The organism is Paraburkholderia sp. NPDC080076 (assembly GCF_050281145.1).
Classification (GTDB): domain Bacteria; phylum Pseudomonadota; class Gammaproteobacteria; order Burkholderiales; family Burkholderiaceae; genus Paraburkholderia.
Window position 1 is genome coordinate 210306 of record NZ_JBNNWQ010000007.1, and the last position, 20649, is coordinate 230954.

General features: G+C 60.5%; 15 protein-coding genes and 3 pseudogenes. 15 read left to right on the top strand and 3 right to left on the bottom strand.

Annotation, left to right across the window (positions count from 1 at the left end):
• Positions 1-72: 72 nt before the first annotated feature.
• From ACQKRQ_RS26795 to ACQKRQ_RS26815, 5 genes are all read left to right on the top strand, one after another.
• Entirely contained in the window at positions 73-447 is a 375-nt protein-coding gene (locus ACQKRQ_RS26795; RefSeq protein WP_427480580.1) for a BON domain-containing protein, read from the top strand.
• 34 nt (positions 448-481) lie between these two features.
• Positions 482-2017, top strand: a complete 1536-nt coding sequence (locus ACQKRQ_RS26800) for an FGGY family carbohydrate kinase (RefSeq protein ID WP_427480582.1) — start codon at positions 482-484, stop codon at positions 2015-2017.
• Between the two features lie 3 nt (positions 2018-2020).
• The gene (locus ACQKRQ_RS26805) at positions 2021-3700 is read left to right on the top strand and encodes an FAD-dependent oxidoreductase (RefSeq protein ID WP_427480584.1); all 1680 of its coding nucleotides are present in this window, start codon (positions 2021-2023) and stop codon (positions 3698-3700) included.
• Entirely contained in the window at positions 3697-5250 is a 1554-nt protein-coding gene (locus ACQKRQ_RS26810) for an FAD-binding oxidoreductase (RefSeq protein ID WP_427480586.1), read from the top strand. The genes ACQKRQ_RS26805 and ACQKRQ_RS26810 overlap by 4 nt, the downstream gene beginning before the upstream one ends.
• A 398-nt stretch (positions 5251-5648) precedes the next feature.
• Positions 5649-6782, top strand: coding sequence for an FAD-dependent monooxygenase (locus ACQKRQ_RS26815; protein WP_427480588.1), 1134 nt, complete (start codon positions 5649-5651; stop codon positions 6780-6782).
• On the opposite strand, the gene ACQKRQ_RS26820 is transcribed toward ACQKRQ_RS26815, so the two are convergent.
• Positions 6694-7263 (bottom strand): universal stress protein, encoded by a 570-nt coding sequence (locus ACQKRQ_RS26820; protein ID WP_427480590.1) that lies wholly within the window; start codon positions 7261-7263, stop codon positions 6694-6696. The two genes, ACQKRQ_RS26815 and ACQKRQ_RS26820, sit on opposite strands and share 89 nt — an antisense overlap.
• A gap of 161 nt (positions 7264-7424) precedes the next feature.
• Complete coding sequence (locus ACQKRQ_RS26825; protein ID WP_427480592.1) at positions 7425-7751, bottom strand: HdeA/HdeB family chaperone; 327 nt, start codon at positions 7749-7751, stop codon at positions 7425-7427.
• Positions 7752-8262: 511 nt separating this feature from the next.
• On the opposite strand from ACQKRQ_RS26825, the pseudogene ACQKRQ_RS26830 reads away from it, so the two are divergent.
• From ACQKRQ_RS26830 to ACQKRQ_RS26840, 3 genes and pseudogenes are all read left to right on the top strand, one after another.
• Positions 8263-9687: pseudogene (locus ACQKRQ_RS26830) on the top strand (efflux RND transporter permease subunit); the annotation flags it as partial.
• Positions 9684-11138, top strand: a complete 1455-nt coding sequence (locus ACQKRQ_RS26835) for an efflux transporter outer membrane subunit (RefSeq protein WP_427480594.1) — start codon at positions 9684-9686, stop codon at positions 11136-11138. The pseudogene ACQKRQ_RS26830 and the gene ACQKRQ_RS26835, both read left to right, overlap by 4 nt.
• Positions 11139-11326: 188 nt before the next feature.
• A complete protein-coding gene (locus ACQKRQ_RS26840; RefSeq protein ID WP_427480596.1) occupies positions 11327-12013 on the top strand; it encodes a hypothetical protein in 687 nt (228 codons plus the stop codon).
• A 595-nt stretch (positions 12014-12608) separates the two neighbouring features.
• Here ACQKRQ_RS26840 and ACQKRQ_RS26845 read toward each other — a convergent pair.
• A complete protein-coding gene (locus tag ACQKRQ_RS26845) occupies positions 12609-13313 on the bottom strand; it encodes an IS6 family transposase (RefSeq protein ID WP_427480598.1) in 705 nt (234 codons plus the stop codon).
• A gap of 952 nt (positions 13314-14265) precedes the next feature.
• On the opposite strand from ACQKRQ_RS26845, the gene ACQKRQ_RS26850 reads away from it, so the two are divergent.
• The 7 genes and pseudogenes from ACQKRQ_RS26850 (at position 14266) to ACQKRQ_RS26880 (ending at position 20152) form a co-directional block, all read left to right on the top strand.
• A complete protein-coding gene (locus ACQKRQ_RS26850) occupies positions 14266-14544 on the top strand; it encodes an HU family DNA-binding protein (protein WP_427480600.1) in 279 nt (92 codons plus the stop codon).
• Between the two features lie 202 nt (positions 14545-14746).
• Positions 14747-14953, top strand: a complete 207-nt coding sequence (locus ACQKRQ_RS26855) for a hypothetical protein (protein ID WP_427480602.1) — start codon at positions 14747-14749, stop codon at positions 14951-14953.
• A gap of 182 nt (positions 14954-15135) precedes the next feature.
• Positions 15136-15393 (top strand): annotated as a pseudogene (locus ACQKRQ_RS26860) (SET domain-containing protein); the annotation flags it as partial.
• An 11-nt stretch (positions 15394-15404) separates the two neighbouring features.
• Positions 15405-16046 (top strand): hypothetical protein, encoded by a 642-nt coding sequence (locus tag ACQKRQ_RS26865; RefSeq protein WP_427480604.1) that lies wholly within the window; start codon positions 15405-15407, stop codon positions 16044-16046.
• 528 nt (positions 16047-16574) lie between these two features.
• Positions 16575-16770 (top strand): annotated as a pseudogene (locus tag ACQKRQ_RS26870) (HU family DNA-binding protein); the annotation flags it as partial.
• Positions 16771-17153: 383 nt separating this feature from the next.
• Positions 17154-18419: an SIR2 family protein gene (locus ACQKRQ_RS26875; RefSeq protein WP_427480606.1), complete on the top strand. Its 1266-nt coding sequence runs from the start codon at positions 17154-17156 to the stop codon at positions 18417-18419.
• Positions 18416-20152 (top strand): ATP-binding protein, encoded by a 1737-nt coding sequence (locus tag ACQKRQ_RS26880; RefSeq protein ID WP_427480608.1) that lies wholly within the window; start codon positions 18416-18418, stop codon positions 20150-20152. Before ACQKRQ_RS26875 ends, ACQKRQ_RS26880 begins: the two co-directional genes overlap by 4 nt.
• The last annotated feature ends 497 nt before the right edge of the window (positions 20153-20649 follow it).

Genomic DNA, 20649 nt, shown 5'->3' on the forward strand with positions numbered 1-20649 from the left:
GGATGCCTAAGATGTTTTCGTGCGAAGCACTGGCGGACCGAGCGGTTCGTTTTATTCACCTGGGAGACGCAAATGAAAATAGTCGGTCGGAATAGATGGTATGTCGCCTTGCTGCTCGCAACGGCGACGATCGCACACGCGCAATCCGGCGGCAGCGCCGCCACTACCGCGAATGTGTCGGCGCCTGTGGCTGCCGCTTCACCGGTGAATGCGAAGGCGCAGCGTGCGGCGAATCGACAGCTCGCGAAAAATGTACGGCAGGCGCTCTCGCGAACGAAGACGCTGAATATCGTCAACGTGACGGTCCGGGCAAAGCAGGGTGTCGTGACGCTGCAAGGGTCGATGCCTGATAACAACCAGATCGAGCAGGCCGCGAAGGTCGCGAGCGCGGTGAGTGGCGTCGCCAGCGTCAGGAACGACCTGACGACAATCCGCCAGGCTCAGTGAGCTGACAGCCATGCATGCGCGAGAAATCCCAGCGATGAGCACCAATCGAAACGTTATTCTCGCGATCGACGAGGGAACGTCCGGTACGCGCGCGGCGGTGGTTGCCGCCAACGGACAGGTTTCCTGCCTCACCCATGAGCCGCTTCGTGTCGACAGTCCACGCCCTGGCGTCGTCGAGCAGGACGCGAATAGCATTCTCGAGAAGACCATCGCGGTGTGCCGCGCGACACTCGCGCGCGCGGCCGCCGAGCAATTGAACGTGGTCGCGCTCGCCATTGCGACGCAACGGGCGACCGCCGTGCTGTGGGACACCCAAACCGGCCGGGCGCTGGTGCCCGCGATGGTCTGGCAGGACACACGCCACGCGGGTGAGCTGAACCGGCTTGCTCAGGCGTGGGACCGCACGCTGATGAAACGCGTGGGCCGCCCGGCCGGCGTGCGGTCGCCTTATTTATGGGCCGCTTATCATTTGCAGACGACGCCCGCCGTGATTCTCGCGAATCGCGAGCGCCGCCTTGCGTTCGGCACGATCGACACCTGGTTGCTGTGGCATCTCTCCACTGAACGCGTGTGCGTGACGACGCCCACCAACGCGACCTCCGCAAGCGCCTACCTGCTCGACGAGCACCGCTACTGTCTCGACTGGATCGACGCGCTCGGCTTCCCACCCTCCTTGCTGCCTGACCTTCGTCAGGATGCCGATGAATTCGGCCGTACACGCGCCGAGGTGCTGGGCATCGACGTGCCGATACTTGCCTGCGCGGGCGACCAACTCGCGGGCGCGGTCGGTCTCGGCTGCCTGGATCGCGGTCAGTTGCTGTGCGTGCACGGCACGGGCAGCTTCGTCGATCTGCTGGTCGGCACGCAGGTCCCTTGCGCGACCGGGACGTCGCACGACGGCACGTTGACGATGACCGCACGCCGCCAGCACAACGTCTCGCACTTTTCGCTCGAAACCTTCGTGGCGACGACCGGCTCCGCGTTGAACCGGATCTGCGAGCAGTTGCACTGGTTCGACACGCCGGCGCAAATCAGCGCGCTCGCCGCGACGGTGAATTCATCGCGCGGCGTGACGTTTTTGCCGGCCCTGACGGGTTTGCGCGTTCCGCAGTTGCAGCCCAACGCGCGCGCCTCGCTGAATGGCATTTCCATTGCCACGACGCAAGCCGACATTGCTTACGCGATTCTCGAAGGCATCGCGCACTCGGTCGCGTTGTGTGTCGACGCGAACCAGGCCATCGCGGAAGTCACCGCTTCCGAACTGGTTGTCGGCGGCGGGCTTTCCGGCAGCGACACGCTGCTGCAAATCCAGGCCGACCTGAGCGGCATGCCGGTGCGGCGCATGCATGAAAGCGATCGCGCGAGCCTGCGCGGCGCCGCGTTTCTGGCGGGATCGTCGGGCTTGCTGTGGGACTCGTTGCAACACGCGCGCACCACCACCGTCACCGACGCGATATTCGAACCTTCGGCGAAATCCTCGTCGCGCGAGAAACGGCGCACGTCATGGCACGCCAGGGTCGAGGCGGAACTCGCACACGCAGGTGCGTTCAATCATGGTTGCGGGGACTGATACATGTTGTTTATTCCAGCCAGAAAAGCATCGAAAGCACGCGCCGAGATGACCGGCACCGAGCCTTTGCGCATGGTGCGCACCGAGCAACTCGAGCGGCTCGGCAGCGAGACATTCGATATGGTGATCGTGGGTGGCGGCGTGACCGGCGCGTACGCCGCGCTCGACGCCAGCTTGCGCGGTTATCGCGTGGCGCTGCTGGAAAAGAGCGATTTCGCGTCGGGCACGTCGTCGAAGTCGTCGAAGATGGTGCACGGCGGCTTGCGCTATATCGAGCAGGGCAATCTCGGGCTAGTACGCCACTCGCTGCTGGAACGTCAACGTCTGCGGCGAAACGCGCGGCATCTCGTACAACGCCTGCCGTTTCTATTTCCCGTCATGGAAAAGGACGGCGTGTTCGACAAGCGCCTCGCCAAAGCCTTCGAGAGCCTGCTGTGGACTTACGACATTGCCGGCGGCTGGCGCGAAGGCATCCTGCACCAGAAGCTGAGCAAAGCCGAAGTCCTGTCGCACTGTCCCACGTTCAACGAAGAGAACCTGACCGGCGGCTTCATGTATTTCGACGCCCGCGTGGACGACGCGCGCCTCACGCTGAATCTCGCGCGCACCGCGGCGTTTCATGGCGCCTGCGTCGTGAATCACGCAAAGGCCGTCGAAATCACGCGCAATGGGCAGGGCAATGTGGACGGCGTGATCGTGCAGGCGGACGGGCGCGAGATACGCGTGCGGGCGGGCGTGGTGATCATGGCCACCGGCGTGTGGCTGCGCGACTGGAACGGCCGCAAGAAGGACGATCCGGCGGCGTTGCAGATTCGTCCCGCGAAGGGCGTGCATGTCGCGATTCCGTGGCTGAAGGTCCGTAACGATTGTACGGTGACGATCCCCGTGCCGGGCCGCAGCCGTCGCGCAACCATCACGCGCTGGGGCAACGTGTCGTATCTCGGCACCACCGACGAAGACTATCGCGGCAACCTCGACGACGTTTGCTGCACGCGCCAGGAACTCGACTTTCTGATCGAAGGCGCGCGCTCCGCCCTGAAAACCGATTTGCGGGCCGAGGACGCGGTGGGCAGCATCGCCGGTTGCCGCCCGCTCGTCGGGCCGCCGGGTGGAAAGACGCTGGAAATGAAGCGCAATCACGAAATCCATATCGCGCTGGACGGTCTCGTCACGATTGTCGGCGGCAAGCTCACGACCTCGCGGCATATGGCCGAACAGACCGTCGACGCCGCGCAAAAGGTCATCGGCAAGCGTGAGAAATGCCGCACGAAGTCCGCTTATCTGCTCGGTGCGGCGGGTTACGACTCGCAGGCAATCGTTGCGTCCGGCGGGTTGTCGGCGCAGCTGGGCGAGCGCTACGGCACGGAGGCGCGTTTCGTCACCGACATGCTGGACAGTGACGCGAGCTTGCTGAAGCCGATCGTCGAAGGTCTGCCGTACACCGAAGCCGAAGTCCTTTACGCCGTCAGACACGAACTCGCCTGCAGCGTCGACGACGTGCTGTCGCGCCGCATCCGCGCACGTTTGATGGCGCGCGATGCGTCGGCGCGCGCCGCCGCACGCGTCGGCGAGATTTTGCAGGCGGAGCTCGGCTTGTCCGCGACGGTGGTCGACAAGCAGGTGAGCGACTACGTCGCCGCCGTCGAACATGAAAAGTCTGTTCTTATGGGAGAAACCGAATGATTAGCAAGGAAGCAATCAAGCGTGGCTACAACCGCGGCAACTATGTCGTCGGCGCGCATACGCCGCCGCCTTATGTGGCGTCACTCAAGGACACGACGGGCCAGGCCGGTCTGCAACGCGATCCGCTCCAGGTGAGCGCGCTACAGGTCGACGCGTTGCGCGCCGTCGCCGACGACGTGCTCACGCTCACATCCGACGTGGTGGCCTGGACGCGCGACTGGTGGGCCGCCTCGATGGTGAGCGAAACGGCCGGCAAGCCGGCCACGCCGCACGCGGTGATCGTGCGTGTCTCCACGGTCGAGCAGATTCAGTCGGTCATGCGGATCGCCACCGCGGCGTCGATTCCGGTGACCGTTTCCGCGGGCCGCAGCAATGTGACGGGCGCGGCGCTGCCGGTGCGCGGCGGCATTGTGCTGGACGTGTGTGAACTGAATCGGTTGATCGGCTTCGACAAGGCGAGCCAGATCGTCGAAGTCGAAGCGGGCATGTTCGGCGATATCTTCGAAGAAACGATCCAGCGCGACTACGGCATGACGATGGGCCACTGGCCCTCGTCGTATGCGATCAGCACGGTCGGTGGCTGGGTGGCGTGCCGCGGCGCGGGGCAACTGTCCACGCGCTACGGCAAGATCGAAGACATGGTGTTCGGTATGGACGTGGTGCTCGCCGACGGCAGCCTCATCAGCGTGGGGGGGTATTCGCGCGCGGCGCTTGGGCCGGATCTGCAGCAGCTTTTCATCGGCTCGGAAGGTACGCTCGGCGTGATCGTGCGTGTGCGTTTCAAACTACATCGGCTGCCCGATTACGGCCGTGCGATTGCTTACGGCTTCAAGACCTTTGCAATCGGCCTCGAAGCGTGCCGCCAGATCATGCAGCGCGGCGCAAATCCGGCCGCCTTGCGTCTGTACGACGAACTCGAAAGTGGCGTGCAGTTCGGCTTGCCGGAATCGAACGTGCTGCTGGTCGCCGATGAAGGCCCACGCGAAATCGTCGAAGCGGTGCTCACGATCAGCGAACGCGTGTGCGCGGAACTGGGCGAGCGTCTCGACGACAAGGCCATCTTCGAGAAGTGGCTGGATACGCGCTACCTCACGGGCAAGAGCGCGGAGGGGTTCAAGCGCAGCCCTGGTTTCGTGGCCGACACGCTGGAAATGGCGGGGCCGTGGAAAGACCTGCCGGGTATCTATACGGACGTGGTGAATGCGATCAACGCGGTGCCCGGCACGCTCGCCGGTTCGGCGCATCAGTCGCATGCTTATGTGGACGGCGCATGCCTCTACTTCTCGCTGCGCGGTGAAGTGGAAGTGGAGAATCGCGCGAAGTGGTATCGGGCCGCGTGGGATGCCGCGAACGCGGTGCTCATCAAATACAATGCGGCGTTGAGCCATCACCACGGCGTCGGCCTGTTGCGCGCGCCGTATATGAGCGAATCGCTCGGTAGCGCATTTCCCGTTCTGCAGGCCGTCAAGCGCACGCTCGACCCGAAGAACATTCTCAATCCGGGCAAGCTCGGCCTGAGTGACGAACAAGCGCAGGACACGAAGCAGTAATCACACGGATAGGCCAGCAGGGACGTCCCTCACGCGCTTACGGATCGCCGACATGCGGTCCCGCTCAAACGAGCGCGGTGAGGCGCGCGCTCGGTATCGCCACGCACGGTTGCGATTGCATACATGACGGCAAAAGGCGCGGTAGTTACGGCGTATCTGATTTTTCCAGCCAACCGAATATCGGTCCAAATTAGGAGGCGACGACGAGCGACCGCGTGACCGTCTCGCGCAACGCGACGCGCGCGGGTGAGATAGTCACACGCCCAACGCGCCCGACCAACAGCACGCTCGACTTGATGGACGTCCAAGACGCTCGCGCGTGGTGTCGATTAATTCAAGCTGGCATGTCATGAGTCGCTGGGCATATCATTGCTGCAGCGAGGATTTCCGAGGTACTTATGATGAATGGAAGCGTATTGATTTCCGGGGCGGGCGTCACGGGTCTGGCATTGGCATTCTGGCTGGATCGCGCGGGGGTTGCCACCACGCTGATCGAGCAGGCCCCGTCATTTCGCCGGGGCGGGCAAGCCGTCGACATTCGCGGCGTCGCGCTCGATGTCGTCGGGAAAATGGGATTGCTCGACAACGTCCGTGCATTGCGAACGCGCCTGAAGGGCATGTCGATGCTCGACGCCGCCGGCAACGAAATCGAGCGCACCGAAGAACGCACTTTCAGTGCGGGAAGGCTCGACAGCGACGACATCGAAATTTTCCGCGATGACCTCTGCGAGCTTTTAATGGGCGCGATGAGCGAGCGCGTCGAATTCGTCTACAACGACAGCATCCGTGCGATCGACGATCAGGGCGACGGCGTGGCAACGACATTCGCGAGCGGCACGAAGCGGAAATTCGATCTGCTGATCGGCGCCGACGGCGTCTACTCGAACGTCCGCAAACAGTGTTTCAACGATGAACCCGCATTCGTTCACCCGTTGGGCGTCGTGCTCGCACTTTTCTCCACGCCCAACCTGATCAATCTGCCCGATTGGCAACTTGGGCACCGGCAGGAGGGCGTCGGCTACGTGATCTATCCGAGCCGCGACAAGAGCGAGCTGCGGATCGGCGTTGGCTTCGCCGCTCCGGAATCCGCGGTTTCCCGCAGCGATACGGAAGCGCAAAAGCGGCTTGTGGCCGACCAGTGTACTCACCTGAAGGGCGACTTTCCCCGCTTCATCGACGCAATGAAGACGACCGATCAGTTCTACTACAACGAACTCGCGCAGATCCGCATGCCGTGCTGGTCCAAAGGCCGTGTCGTGCTTGCCGGCGACGCGGCATACTGCGCCTCCCCGTTTTCGGGGCAAGGCACGAGCCTTGGGCTCGTCGGCGCTTTCGTGCTGGCTTGCGAACTGGTTCGGCACAGCGATGATCCGACGCAGGCGTTTGCCGCGTATGAACACCGAATGCGGCCGTATGTGGACCTGAATCAGGCTCTCGTCGATCTCACTCGCGAGGGCCCGATGCCGGATCACTTGTTGACGCAAGCCAAGAACGGTATCGACGTGAACGACTTGTTGAGAGAGGCGGTATAGCGTGCGGAGCGCGGGCGGCGGCGATCTGGACCGGCCTGCCGGAACGGCGCGCTACCTCCGCCGCCACGTCTTCGTTTAACCCGTTCCACCAGGACGAATTCCGCTCGCCGAGAAGAATCAGGTCAGCCCCCGTTTCGTCGGCTGCGATAGCGATCGCGCGCCCAATCGTCATTCTGGCCGTCGGCAGCGTGACCATGCGGACATCCGCTGCACGCGCCTGACCGTCCAGCACATTCCTGACATGCGTGACCACTTCGCGTCCATGTTGCTCCATCGACTCGACAATCAGGTCGACGTAGCAGTCGGCGGCGCCAATGAAGCAGGGCGTCGGGTCGACTACGTGGAGCGCGACGATTTGCGCGTCGTACTTTCGCGCGGCTTCAATCGCAGACGCCAGGATAGTATCAGCGGGACTTGCGCTGACTGCGACGAGTATCTTCGTGAACATTCCGGGTACCTCATAAATGGCGAGATAAGCCATTTTGACTACGCGGAATGAGCGCTGAATGAGCAGAGGTGGACCGGATCGTTTCTGCTGCCGGGTTCCATCATTCTCGGCTCATTGCCCGAGCGCATGCGGGTCAGATGAGCCTCCAGTTCTCGGACACGCCTCTCGTCGATCGCGACCGACGAGAGAACACATCAAGAATGTTCGAACAGCGAGATTTTCTTCGCTTTGATCATGGATCTGACTTTCGACACGAACGAAGCGTGCGGGTCCAGGGTGCATGCTTGCGTAACGGTTTCTCCGACAGGATGAGCCGTATCGACTACCAGCGTGTCTGTTTCCTTCACACCGAGCTTGTCGACGCCGGCAACCCAGTAAATCAGGGCGGGTCGATACGCTTCGTCGACTGCGACATAATCGGCGCAGGTCATTTTCGCGGGGCTGACTTTTGTCTCCTGTGCGCTAGCTGCTTGAGCTGCGGCGATACAAATCAAAACCATGAGAATTTTGGCGGGTTTCATAAAACACTCCATGAAGTGAATAGGTTGGGTTTGTCGCAAGGCCTGCGAACTGAGCGGTGAAAGACCGGCGATGTGCCTATGAGCCAGTAGTCACGTGCATAGTAGAACTCGAGAATTAGGCTAGCGTTAACCGGCGCCTGTCGGCCCACGCGCACCCGCTGCGGCAGATGTCTGGTCGGGCGTAATTCGACGCTAATTGGACCGGTGCATTGTTGCGTAAGCCATTGTGAATATTGGAGCGCCATGATGAAATCCGTTTCCTGGCAGCCCTCCGCCCGCGATGGAGTGTCCAATTTTCAGGGCCCGCCCCTTGAGGTTCAATAATGAGCATTGTCGCAAGCAGTCGCGGCGCGACTTCAGGCGATGTCGCGCCACTGCAGGTGCGCGACATCGGCAGCTTTCACGTTGGCGGCCATATGGTTTCGCTAACGGGGATGGCGCCACGGGTTCGTGTCAGTACGGCGCACGGCGCCACTCATCCCATTGATCCCAACGAGGAGATGATCGTTGGCTGCGGCCGAAGCTCGATGCGGTGTCGGGCGCGCGGCTCTATTTGCAGGCGCAGCAGGATTTGCCCGTGGGATCGCGGCAGTCGGCGGCGCAGTACCAGTACACGCTCGTCGGCGACTCCGCCGAGCAGTTGAATGTCTGGACGCCCAGGCTCATCGACGCGCTGAACAAGCATCGCGAGCAACTGCTCGACGTCAACTCGGATTTGCAACAGAACGGCTTGCAGACCACGGTTCAAATTCATCGCGAAACGGCTAAACGTTACGGTTTCGAACCGAACCAGGTGGACAACGTGCTGTACGACGCACTCGGCCAGCGCACCGTATCGACCATCTACAACCCGTTGAACCAGTACGCGGTGGTCATGGAAGTGGCGCCGAAGTATTGGCAGTATCCGCAACAACTCGATGGGCTTTATCTGTCGACCGCAGCGGGCAATGTGAGCGGTACGGCGCAGACCCAGATGACCGGCAGCACCGTGAACGGCGTGAAGGCGTTTTCCGCTGAAGCTGCGGGCTCGAGCGTGATGCCGTCGACGAATGCGAACAACGCGAACGCCGAGGCCAACAGCACGACCAACAGCATTTCGAATGCGAGGGGCGGCACGTCGAGCGGCAGCGCTGACAGCACCTCCGCCGAGACGATGGTGCCGCTCACCGCACTCGCGAATTTTTCGATCGGCCGCACCGCAACACAGGTGAATCATCAGAACGGCCAGGTGGCCGCGACGCTCTCCTTCAATCTGCCGCCGGGCGGCTCGCTATCCGCCGCCAGCCAGGCGATTGCGCAGGCGAGCGCGGACATCGGCATGCCGGCGTCGATCCACGGCGAGTTCGCGGGCGCAGCGCGGGCCTATTCACAGTCGATGGGCACGGTGCCGTTGCTGATCGCCGCCGCGCTCGGCGTGGTTTATCTGGTGCTCGGCATCCTGTACGAGAACACCATTCATCCGCTCACGATTCTGTCGACGCTGCCATCCGCCGGCATCGGCGCGACGCTCGCCTTGCTGTTATTTGGCACGCCGTTCTCGGTCATCGCCATGATCGGCATGATCCTGCTGATCGGCATCGTCAAGAAGAACGGCATCATGATGGTCGACGCGGCGATTCAGCTTCAACGTCACGAAGGCCTCAGCGCCGCGCAGGCGATTCACGACGCCGCCGTCGTGCGGCTGCGCCCGATTTTGATGACGACGCTCGCCGCGGTGCTCGGCGCGGTCCCGCTCGCGGTCGGTATCGGGCAGGGCGCGGCCTTGCGTGAGCCGCTCGGCGTGACGGTGATCGGCGGACTTCTTTTCAGCCAGGTGTTCACGCTCTACACGACGCCGGTGATCTATCTCTACCTGGACCGGATGCGCGCGCAGCTCGCCGGCTGGTCCGCACGGTTGCCGTGGAACCGGCGGCCTACCTCCAGGGCGGCACCATGATTGTCCTTCGATTCGCGCGAGGTTTCGCGCTGGCTACCATCGCAGCACTCATGGCGGGCTGCGCTGTCGGGCCTGATTACCATCGGCCGACGGTGTCCGTTCCCGCCACGTGGAAGGAACTCGATGGCTGGAGCGCCGCGCGTCCCGACGCCGCTTCGTTGCCGAAGGGCGATTGGTGGACGGCTTTCCAAGATCCGTTGCTCGATCAACTCGAACCTCAGGTCGCGGTATCGAACCAGACGGTCCAGCAAGCCGCGGCGAACTATCAGCAGGCGCTAGCGGATGTGCGGCTCGCACGGGCGTCCCTGTTTCCGACGCTCGGCGTGGCGGGAAGCGCGACGCGTCAGCGCGCCGGCATTAACACGGGTGTCGGCGGCGGCCGGCAAGCGGTGGTGAATTCCGGCTCGCTCGAAGGCGAAGTGAACTGGGCGCCGGACTTCTGGGGCAAAGTGCGCCGCGCGACCGAGGAGAGCGCGGCCACCGCCCAGGCCAGCCAGGCGACGCTCGCCAATGCGATGCTGTCCGAACAGGTGGCGCTTGCCCAGGCGGTGATCGATCTGCGCGTCGCCGATGCGAGCATCGATCTGCTGCAACGGACCGTCAAGGCGTACGAGGAATCGCTGCGCGTGACGCAGAACCAGTCGGAGGCGGGCACCGTTGCGCCGTCCGATCTCTACACGGCGCGCACTCAGCTCGAAACGGCGCAGTCGAGCCTGATCGCGCTCGGCGTGTCGCGCGCGCGGTACGAACATGCGATCGCGGTGCTGAGCGGACGCAATCCGGAAGCGCTCGATATCGCGCATGGCGCGGCGTTGCCCGCGTTGCCCGATCTTTCCGCGCCGGTGCCTTCGACGCTGCTCGAACGCAGACCCGACATTGCCGCCGCCGAGCGGCGGATGGCCGCGCAGAACGCCGCGATCGGCGTGGCCGTGGCCGCCTATTACCCGACGATTTCGCTGTCGGCGGTTGCGGGCTTCACGCAGTCGCCGCTCGGCGGCTTGCTGAATATCGCGAACTATGTGTGGTCGCTCGGCGGCAGCGCGAGCGAGACGATCTTCGACGGCGGCGCACGCAGCGCGCAGGTCGATGCGGCGAAGGCCGCGTACGACTCGGCGGTGGCGAATTATCGCGGCACGGTGTTGAACGCGTTCCAGAACGTGGAAGACGATCTGTCCGGCTTGCGGATTCTCGCGCAACAGCAGGTCGCGATCGACCAGGCGGTGAAGGACGCTACGCACGGCGCGCAGATCGCGTTGAACGAATATCAGGCAGGCACGGTGGATTACACGACGGTCGCGACCGCGCAGGCCGCGCAACTAAGCAACGAGCAGACCGCGCTCAATGTGCGCGAGTCTCGTCTGATCGACGCGGCGGCGTTGTTCGGCGACGTGGGCGGCGGGTGGTCGGCCGGGACGTTGCGTGATCCGCGCGGCGGGGCGTGTCGGGACTGACAGCCTGTTGTGAGATCCGCTGTGCACTCACGTACGAGCCTAGGCGTGCCCGCACTATGCGCGCACTTCGAATCGCGATAATTCGATCCTAACTGTGAACGTGCAATCTGGACTCATTCACAACGACACGCTGATCGAGAACAGTGGGACAAGTGATGCGCGAAAATTTCTCTGGGAAGTTACCGCAAATGAACAGTTTGGCGAACCGATTTGAACGGCCCGTTGCGCCGATTACCGAGCAAGCGGTCGCTCATGACGATACCTGCGCTCCACAGGAGCTGGCTTCGATGCTAGCCGAGGCGCTAGGCGCGAAGCGATGCATTGTTTCCATGCCGGTAGACGAGGGCGTCGCCGAAGTCTGCGCAAACCGCATCGCGTCGTTCGGTGAGATTCATCCATCGCCGAAGACCGCAATCGTCGAATACTCCGACGCTCGCGACAGAATGTTTTCGGTTCTTAGCCTACAGGGCAAAGTCATCGGTTTCGTGCAGGTGTCGGGACTGCGGGACCGGCCACCATTCACCGGGCACGACCTGAACGTGCTGAGAATTGTCAGCGTGCTGATCACGAAAGCGATCGAAGCGGACCGATTGAAGCAGCTCCTTGCTTCGCCCTTCGTTCAACGAGCGCTCCAGCAGCCGTCTGATCCGTTGATCGGCGCCGTCGTCGCTCAATCGATGCAAAATCCCGGTCAGGTCTCGAAGATGCTCGCAAGGTCGTTCTATCGCGAGATGACTCGGGCGGGTTTCGACTCCGGTGAGATCATTGGTGCGGCGACCGAGATCATTTCTGAACTGGCCGAAAACGTGCGCAAACATAGCGATAGAAAGCAAAGGTCGGCAGGTCCGGCGCTTGCGGAACAGGCGCGGCACTAGACCTGCCGCGTATATCGCTCTCTCGAATGCGAAAAGCCGTCGTCGTGCAATCTTCGCCCTGTGCAGGATGAACGAGGCAGCGCAGACAGCCTGGGTGGCGGCGGATGCTGAGCGCAAGGCGGCTGCACGCAAAGCTGAGGACGCGCAACACGCAAAGGAAGTCGCTCAGTACGCGACTTTGGCTCGCATTCCCGACATTCGCGGTTCGACCGCGGCGCTGAACGTTTGGTCGAGAAAGCAGGCGAATCTGTTGCTGTCGATCCCAACGCAGATGCTGTTGCTTCGGCCGCGCGTGGAACCCAACTTCGCTCAGGGCAAAGTGTGCGGATGACGCTAACAGGTATCGCGTGTCTGTTGGGCGGCGGGCGTCACGAGGCGTTTTCAGCACGCTGCCCGCAAAGACAATTTCTTGTTTAATCAATGTCGTAGAGCGACACGACGGATTGGCACGTCGCATGCAATGTTGGTTTCAAGCCAGCGTTGCCTTGCGCGCATAGCGTAAAACGGCATCGGGAGGCTTCGAAACACCAGGCGCATCGGCTTTGTCAAGTTGAGGTAGATAGTTTGGCTAGCGCGAGACGATATGGTTTCCTTATTAATTTGACTGAGAAGCTTTCACGCCCGTCCATTCCTGCCATGCGAGCAGACGCGCCTTCAGTTCGGTGCGATGGCATGCGGCGTTCATCCGGTGCCGTGGCAAGGCGAAGTGCTGGCGGATCGGGCCAAAGCTGGAGAGAAAGCGCTGTGTGCGCCTCGGGTCACGAAAGCCTTGCATTTGGCGCTCGCGTCGACGTGTGGGCTGATGACTGTTCTCAGCGCGGTTTTTTAGCCGGGCGACTGCCTTGACAAACACATGCTTCACGCTGGCTAGCTCGGGAATATCGGCCTTGGCCGCCGCGTAGCTGCCCAATTGATCAGTGACGATCTTGCGTGGCACGGGATGCGAGCGGAGTACACGCTTGAAGAACCGTTCGGCCGCATCTTTGTCACGACGCTTTTGCAGCAGGATATCGAGTTCTGCGCCGTGTTCGTCGACTGCACGCCACAGCATGTAGGGATCGCCGTGCAGCGTCACGAACATTTCATCGAGGTGCCATGTCGAGCACGGCCTGACACGCGCAGCCTTCGCGCGACGCGCAAACTGTGTGCCGAACCGGTCGCACCAGTTGCGCACTGACTCGTAGCTCACGCTCACGCCGCGCTCGAGCAACAACTCCTCGATGTCACGAAGGCTCAGGTTGAAGCGATAGTACCAGCGGACCGCGCAACTAATAACCGCCGCCGGAAATCGAAAAACCATAGTAAGGTGACTTGGTCTTTTTCATGTCCCATCTTACCCGGCGCCCAACTCAACTTGACATTACCTGGTTAAATTGCTTGATTCCGAAAATCAATGCGCCAATGGCTGCCGCAGCGAGGATGAGTTTTATGACCAGCATGATGTTGTTCGTTATTTCCGGCACCCGGCCGCGCCGGAGCGTGACCATATTTGAGATAAATATAGCTATCAATCGGACCCTAATTTATGACGGGCCCACTCTTCTCGCCAAGATTCTTGCGCCGAAGGGTCGGATAGTTGTGGCGATCAGCCCTTTGTTTGCTTGACCGGTCAATGATTTCGCCCGGAAGCGTATGGAATTTGGAGGTTGATGTCGACTGCTATGCCGGCGGACTGTGGCTATCGGGGCAGGAACAGCGCGCGCGAGGGTCCCGGTCGTGTGATTGCCGTATGCAGACGGTCTGCCGGTCAGGCGTCGGGTCATCGCGTCAATCCTGCTAATAACGATTATCAGGATTGAGACGGCCAGAAAGCGGCGGATTGAATGACGCGCAGCCGTTCTCACCGCCAGCCGTGAATTGAGAGGGGTAGATAGTCAGAGCTATCTACCCCTTCATCTGCGGACATGGGCGATCGCATGAAATCGTCACGTCGGCAAAACCCGCGGAATCCGGGCTGAGCCACGTGCCGAACGGGCAGCCGGTGTCCGCACCCCTGGCGGCCGCGATGCGGGCCGGCCAAAGGACAGCACGCCGGGCGCCGACGCAAGTGGCGCGGACCGGCAGCGGGCGGTCCATCGGACGTGCCCGACGGCGCGCGGGCCGGTCTAACGGCGGCGTCATCCGCTGCTCATGCCTGGGACATGCGTGTTGTGCCTGTGACCGCGGATCAATCCGGCCACTGGACAATTGCGCAAAGGCGCGCGGATCGGGTAGGGTGGCGGCATTCACAACCCCATTACGAGGCAAAAACAATGAACAAGCAGGAACTGGTGGATGCGGTCGCCGCGAAGACCGGCGCAAGCAAGGCGGCAACCGGCGAGGCGCTCGATGCGGTGATCGCAGCGATTACCGGCGAAGTGACACACGGCGGCACGGTGCAGCTGGTCGGGTTCGGTTCGTTTTCGACGGGCGCGCGCGCCGCGCGGGTCGGCCGCAATCCTGCGACCGGCGCCGAGATGCAGATCGCGGCGGCGAAGACAGTCAAGTTCACGGCGGGCAAGGCGTTCAAGGACGCCGTGAACGGCGGCTAACATCGCGCACAAGCCGTCGGCCGGATTTCTGCCGCTGGCGGCAGCTGTCGGCAGGGTCGCAGCTACAGGTGGTGGTGCCAGCAACGGCACGGCGTGATCGGGCAACGCCTGGACCCCGGTCAGCCGGCCTGGTAGGATCAGTGCGAGATGCCGCGACTGCTGCGGCCCCTGCGATTCGCTGCACATCTATATAGATAGCCGTATGGAACAGAAACGATCGCGGACCGGGCGCGAAATCTCGTGCCCAACGATCGGCGCGTTACTGCGCTACCGGACGCGCATCGTGCGCGTCATTGCGGAAGCCCGCGGGCAACGCGCGATGATCGAGTCGCTCGACACCACAGGCAGGACCTTCGTGAGCACGGTGAAGTGGGTCAGCCTGCGTGAGCTTGGTAATCAGCTTTTCTGAAGCCGGATATCCTCGTGCGATCGGTCAGTCATTCCGGGATGCCTGCGGATCAGATACCTCGACTCTCCAGCATCGATATGGCCGCCGACGCCCGATCGTGGCAAGCGCGTGCTCATCCCATCACACTGGATGCGGAAATTTGCTACTCGTATACTGGCGCTGACATTGGGAAAGGAAAGTGTATGAGGCGCGCAGTTGTCCGGCGGTCTCCAGTTCACGGCAAAGGCGTGTTCGCCTTGCACGCGCTCGCGGCGGTCGAACAGGTGCTTGAATACAAGGGTGAAATCACCTCGTGGCGCAATGCGGTGCGCCGTCACCAGCATGAAGGCGTCGAAGGACACACATTCCTTTTTGGCCTGTCGGATGGGCGGGTGATCGACGGCAGCCTTGGCGGCAACAGCGCGCGGTGGCTCAATCACGCCTGTGCGCCGAACTGCGAGTTTCGGGCGACTTGACCGACTTCACGATTGATGTTGATACCCGGCAGTGGGCGTCCAAGCCGGTCAGCCGATTGCCTCATTTCTCGCGATTGCGGCAAATTATCGAACGTCTGGCGGGTCCGACTCAGGCGCGGATCCTCTATACGCACGAAGAACTTGAATCTGAATTCGGAACGGGGCGTTTCGACGGAAGCGAGCTTTTCCGGCCGCTTCGCGCACTCTTTGATGAAATCGCTGCTATCCGTCGGCTCGACGAGTTCTTTAACCTGAAGGTTGCATTGCCCGCAGACATCACTGACGTAATGTTGCGTCAATGTGATATGACCTGGCTTCTTGATCTGATTAACCTCGAAACATCGGGTGAGATGGAAGTCAACTTCTATACGGCGTCCGGACAGGCTACGCCTTTGAAGGCAATGCTTGCGGCGCCGCCAGAACCGATGACATTCGTCCACCACGTCGACCTCGAAATCTACGGTTGCAGCTATGGGCCTTTTGATGTCGAGGTTTCATGCCCTGCGGTTGGCGTTCACGTAGTCGGTCCAGCGAACATCGAAGCAGGGGCGACGGTGGAACTGGCGATGCGTGCCGTCGAGGGACACCAGTGGACACCACGCCTCATCGGACGGACGTCCGAACGGACAACGGCATAAGTTTTGGCGTTCACAAATGCCTCTAGCCATGTTCGCAGGAATGCTAGCGGCCAGAACGCCGGGATGGCTTGTTGCGCATTGCGTTGCGCGCGATCAGCGCCATTCGACGCCTGTCGCGACAGTACGACAATCGTGATGATGCTTGTTCAGTAACGCATAGCGCTTTGCACAAGAGCTAAAGTGATCGCTCCTTAAACCAACTCAGAAAACACAGAAGCGCTTTCTGGCTGCATGCTGCCGATAACTCTACCGCGGCATCGGTGCTGGATGTCAAGTCTCGCGGACGATGGAATCCAGAAGACACTTTTCATGGGATGGGTTCATGATTTGATTGGGGCGTAGGGTAGCGTTCGGCGACGGCCTTAAACTGCGAGACGCTTCCCTCTGCGAAAAGCGGTGCATGGCTGGAAGGTTAAGCCCGACGCTCGACATGATTCGTCAGCATATGCAAGAGACGCTAGCACAGTTAATGGACATGCTAGCGGTGCTATGAACGCTGGCTAGCACCAATTCTGAACACCTACAGCCGGCGAGGTGATCGATGCGGTGATCGCGGCGATCACCGGCGAAGTGACGAAAGGCGGCACGGTGCAACTGGTCGGGTTCGGATCGTTTTCGACGGGCGCGCGCGGCGCGGGTCGGCCGCAATCCCGCGACCGGCGCCGAGACACAGATCCCGGCTGCGAAGACAGTAAAGTTCACGGCGGGCAAGGCGTCCAAGGATCTTCGAACGACCAGTGAGCGACCTGTTGCATTTGACTTTTGCGTCACTACTGTTCGGGCCGGTTTCCCACGGTTGAAATAATCAACTCGCGAGAGCGGCGCCCGCGCTGCGTCGCGATCATAAACAGACGGGCAGCCGCAGACGGTCAGACATCGCCGTGACCTGGCTACAATACAGTCACCGATCAGCGGTGCCCGTCGGCGACATCACACGAGTTCAATGCGAAGCATGGGCAGTATGAATCGGCGCGGACTAACCCTCAAGAAAGCCATTCCATTACCCATGAGACGCGCCGTCCGCCTGTCTGGTCTAGGCGTGCTGACCAAATTTGGGCCTATCGATTGACCCGCACAATAAGACGAACAACTTCCGAGAGATCCGATATGAATGACAAGGCTGGCGAGGCTGCCCCAGATCCGCTGGGGTCCGAATACAGCGGAAAGCTGGTCTACCGGAGACCGGGCGACCCAGATTGGGTGGCGCTCTCGGAGGATGCGTACAGCGTGATCCATCGAATAGATGATCTCGATGCTGACGCACGAGCAAGGATCGCGGCGAACCGGCAGACAGTAACGGACACGCTGTCCGCAGCTCTGCAATATACCAACGTCGGATTTTTCGCCGGAAGTGGTACCTCACTCGGCGTGGCGAATGGACCAAGCATGTGGAAGCTGTGGACGACTGCGATGTGCACCGATGCGAGCGGGAAGCAACTCAAAAATGACGCCGAGCAGGTTTGCGAAAGGATTCGTTACTCGGAACGTGAGAACCCCAACATCGAGCATTTTCTGTCTCAGTGCGACGCATACCTTGCGTTTTCGGCGGATGCGCAGGTGGAGTCTTTCCTTACATCAGTGAAAGCCCTGATTCTCGAACTTTGCAGCGCATTTCTAACCAGCGAAGGATCAGATATTTCCGCGTACCGATATTTGTTGCAGAAGCTGGCACGTCGAAGAGTGCGAGATCCGCGACTGAAGGTATTTACGACGAACTACGATATGTGTTTTGAAACGGCCGCCTCAGACCTCGGGATCACTGTTGTCGACGGCTTTTCGTATGCGCGCAATCGTAGATTCGATGGACGGCACTTCAACTATGACATCGTACGCCGTGATGCAGATCGGCACGAGTATGTGGAGGGGGTATTTCATCTTCATAAGCTTCACGGATCTGTGAGCTGGGAGCGAAAAGGCAATGACGTGTTCGAGGTCGGGAGCCCGATGGCAGAAAAGGCTTGCCTGATTTATCCGGCCAAAGGCAAATACCAGCAGGCATTTCTGCAACCTCATCTTGAGCTACTCTCACGTTTTCTTGACTTCTTGCGGCAGCCGAACACGTGTTTGATCACCGCAGGGTTCGGTTTCAATGATGATCATCTCTCGGAGCCCATCTTTTCTGCAATTCAGGCGAATCCAAGCCTCAAACTGATATTGACGGATCATCGTTGTGCCGAACACGTTCACAACGACGGTCATCATGGTTCTAGCCCCTATTGGGGAAGATTCGGAGAGTTAGCAGAGAAAGGATTTGATGTTCATTTCATCGGCGGCTCATTCGCCGATGTAGTCCACGTCATTCCATCGCTTCGTGCCGTGTCCCCGGCCGAGCAACTTGCGGACGCCGTTCGCAGAATTGGAGCGCGTGCATGATTGGAGACGACCTGGAAGTAAACGGGGCACTCCAGGCGGAACTGCGCGTCGGTGTGGTATCGAGTGTGTCGGCTCAATTGGTAAAGGTTAATCTTGCGCACGCTGGAGAGGTTGGAGGACAGTACATCCGCTCGCATCGCTACGGGCGCGGCGAAGTGGGCGAGCTGGTACTGATCGAAGCGCAGCAGAGTCTTTTGTTGGGGCGCATAACGGAGGTATCCCTCCCTGATCGCGATCGAACCGAAATTACCCAGGACTTTGACGGGGCACGGCAGGTAGACGCGATCGGATTCATTCGTCTATTGGGCTCCGTACATGCGGTCACGCTGCGGATTCAAGCGGGAATAGTGGCCTACCCGAGACTGGGTGACCGGGTCTTTTCCGCCCCAGGCGCCTTCGTCGCGCGGATCCCAGATTTGACCGATGCCGGGCTAGACGGCCGGCCGCCCGCGGTCAGTCTCAATCTCGGGCAAGTCTCGGGGGATTCGGGATTTCCTATTGCCGTTACACCCGAAAAACTGTTTGGACGGCATTGCGCCATCCTGGGATCCACCGGAGGCGGCAAGAGTTGGACGACCGCTCGCATACTGGAAGAATGCCGTAGATACAAATCGAAGATCATCCTTCTGGACGCGACCAGTGAATATCGGTCGATCACGGGTAACGACGTGCTTCACCGTCATGTTGGAGGGCCAATCCACGTCGCAGATGGTTCACGAGAGATCAGCATTCCACCAACTGACTTTTCGGAAGGCGATTTTATTGCGCTCTTTCAGCCTTCTGGAAAAACACAGGGACCGAAGCTGCGTGAGGCGATGAAAAGTCTCAGACTGGCGCGTCTCGCGCCAGAGATTGCTACGAACGGTGTGGTCAGGAAAGTCAATCAACCGAAGGCGGCGTATCGCCAAGCCTTGAACACGGAGAATAACGCCGCTTTGGTGGATGATCCAAATCAGCCGTTCGACGTCGCGGTCCTGCATCGTCAAATTGTTCAGGAATGCTGCTACCCGGATGCGAACAACAATGCCGATAGTTGGGGGCCGCCTTCGAATGAGCTCTCGTATTGCTCATCGCTTCTTACACGGATTATTGGTGTAGTGAACTCGTCGTCGATGGCGTGTGTTTTTCGCCCGACGGCAGGGACCCTAGGCATCTCCGATGAAATCAACGCATTTCTCGCTGACGAGAGCAAAACAATATTCCGGTTGTGCCTAAGTTCGATTGGATACGAATTTGGTGCTCGAGAGGTTATCACCAACGCGATTGGCCGCATGTTGCTTTTGAGGGCGCGAAGAGAAGAATTCCGAGAACGCCCTGTCCTCGTCGTACTTGACGAAGCTCATAACTTTCTTGGCAAATCTGTTGGTGGCGAAGACTATGAGCTGAATCTGGACGCGTTCGAGTTGATCGCCAAGGAGGGTCGAAAATATGGCCTCAACGTCTGCCTCGCGACACAACGTCCTCGTGATATTACGGAGGGTGTCCTCAGCCAGATGGGCACGTTACTTGTGCATCGTCTGACTAACGATCGCGATCGTGAAGTTGTCGAGCGGGCGTGTGGAGAGATCGATCGCTCGGCGGCTGCGTTCATTCCAAACCTGAAGCAGGGAGAGGTGGCTCTTGTTGGAGTCGATTTTCCGATTCCCGTCACAATACAGATCACGGCCCCTTCGCAGCCGCCCAAATCGGACGGACCCAGTTTCCAGAGAATATGGGAGCGCCGTGTACCCTAATTGGTATTTCGTGGAAGTCCGCTACCGTGAGAGGAAGTCCGCCGCGCGGTTTCGTGAATGTGTCGATAAAATGTCAAACCTAACGCGTATCGGACGAGGGCCCCGAACATATTTAGTTTGGACTTAGCGTGATTCATCGCGTGCCGAAGATCGAAGCGTTTAGCAGAATTTCCTACTGTTGGCGTCCGTTAATTCTGCTAGCGATGTCCACAGAATTTGCTAATGGGAGATGAGCCGCTGAGCCCGCCAGGCATGGCGACGAGGGAAGATTGCCGGTAGTGTCATCCGTTGCGTTCCCGCAACGGGTGAGCAGGAGGATGTTCGTTAATTCTGCTAGCGCGTTCGTCATGTTCTCTAATTCGGCCAATGTGGCTGCTGATCGACGCGACAGGTCCGCGAGCCGCAGGCGGCGGCAAGGGAGATTGACGAAGGTCATTTATTTCGATATTCAGGCGGTGCCAATTTTCTAGGTGAACGAAAACGCCATCCAAGGTGGG

Coding starts and splice junctions, on each gene's coding strand:
- ACQKRQ_RS26795 (WP_427480580.1), top strand. CDS start 73: ATGAAAATAGTCGGTCGGAATAGATGGTATGTCGCCTTGCTGCTCGCA.
- ACQKRQ_RS26800 (WP_427480582.1), top strand. CDS start 482: ATGAGCACCAATCGAAACGTTATTCTCGCGATCGACGAGGGAACGTCC.
- ACQKRQ_RS26805 (WP_427480584.1), top strand. CDS start 2,021: ATGTTGTTTATTCCAGCCAGAAAAGCATCGAAAGCACGCGCCGAGATG.
- ACQKRQ_RS26810 (WP_427480586.1), top strand. CDS start 3,697: ATGATTAGCAAGGAAGCAATCAAGCGTGGCTACAACCGCGGCAACTAT.
- ACQKRQ_RS26815 (WP_427480588.1), top strand. CDS start 5,649: ATGATGAATGGAAGCGTATTGATTTCCGGGGCGGGCGTCACGGGTCTG.
- ACQKRQ_RS26820 (WP_427480590.1), bottom strand. CDS start 7,263: ATGGCTTATCTCGCCATTTATGAGGTACCCGGAATGTTCACGAAGATA.
- ACQKRQ_RS26825 (WP_427480592.1), bottom strand. CDS start 7,751: ATGAAACCCGCCAAAATTCTCATGGTTTTGATTTGTATCGCCGCAGCT.
- ACQKRQ_RS26835 (WP_427480594.1), top strand. CDS start 9,684: ATGATTGTCCTTCGATTCGCGCGAGGTTTCGCGCTGGCTACCATCGCA.
- ACQKRQ_RS26840 (WP_427480596.1), top strand. CDS start 11,327: ATGAACAGTTTGGCGAACCGATTTGAACGGCCCGTTGCGCCGATTACC.
- ACQKRQ_RS26845 (WP_427480598.1), bottom strand. CDS start 13,313: ATGGTTTTTCGATTTCCGGCGGCGGTTATTAGTTGCGCGGTCCGCTGG.
- ACQKRQ_RS26850 (WP_427480600.1), top strand. CDS start 14,266: ATGAACAAGCAGGAACTGGTGGATGCGGTCGCCGCGAAGACCGGCGCA.
- ACQKRQ_RS26855 (WP_427480602.1), top strand. CDS start 14,747: ATGGAACAGAAACGATCGCGGACCGGGCGCGAAATCTCGTGCCCAACG.
- ACQKRQ_RS26875 (WP_427480606.1), top strand. CDS start 17,154: ATGAATGACAAGGCTGGCGAGGCTGCCCCAGATCCGCTGGGGTCCGAA.
- ACQKRQ_RS26880 (WP_427480608.1), top strand. CDS start 18,416: ATGATTGGAGACGACCTGGAAGTAAACGGGGCACTCCAGGCGGAACTG.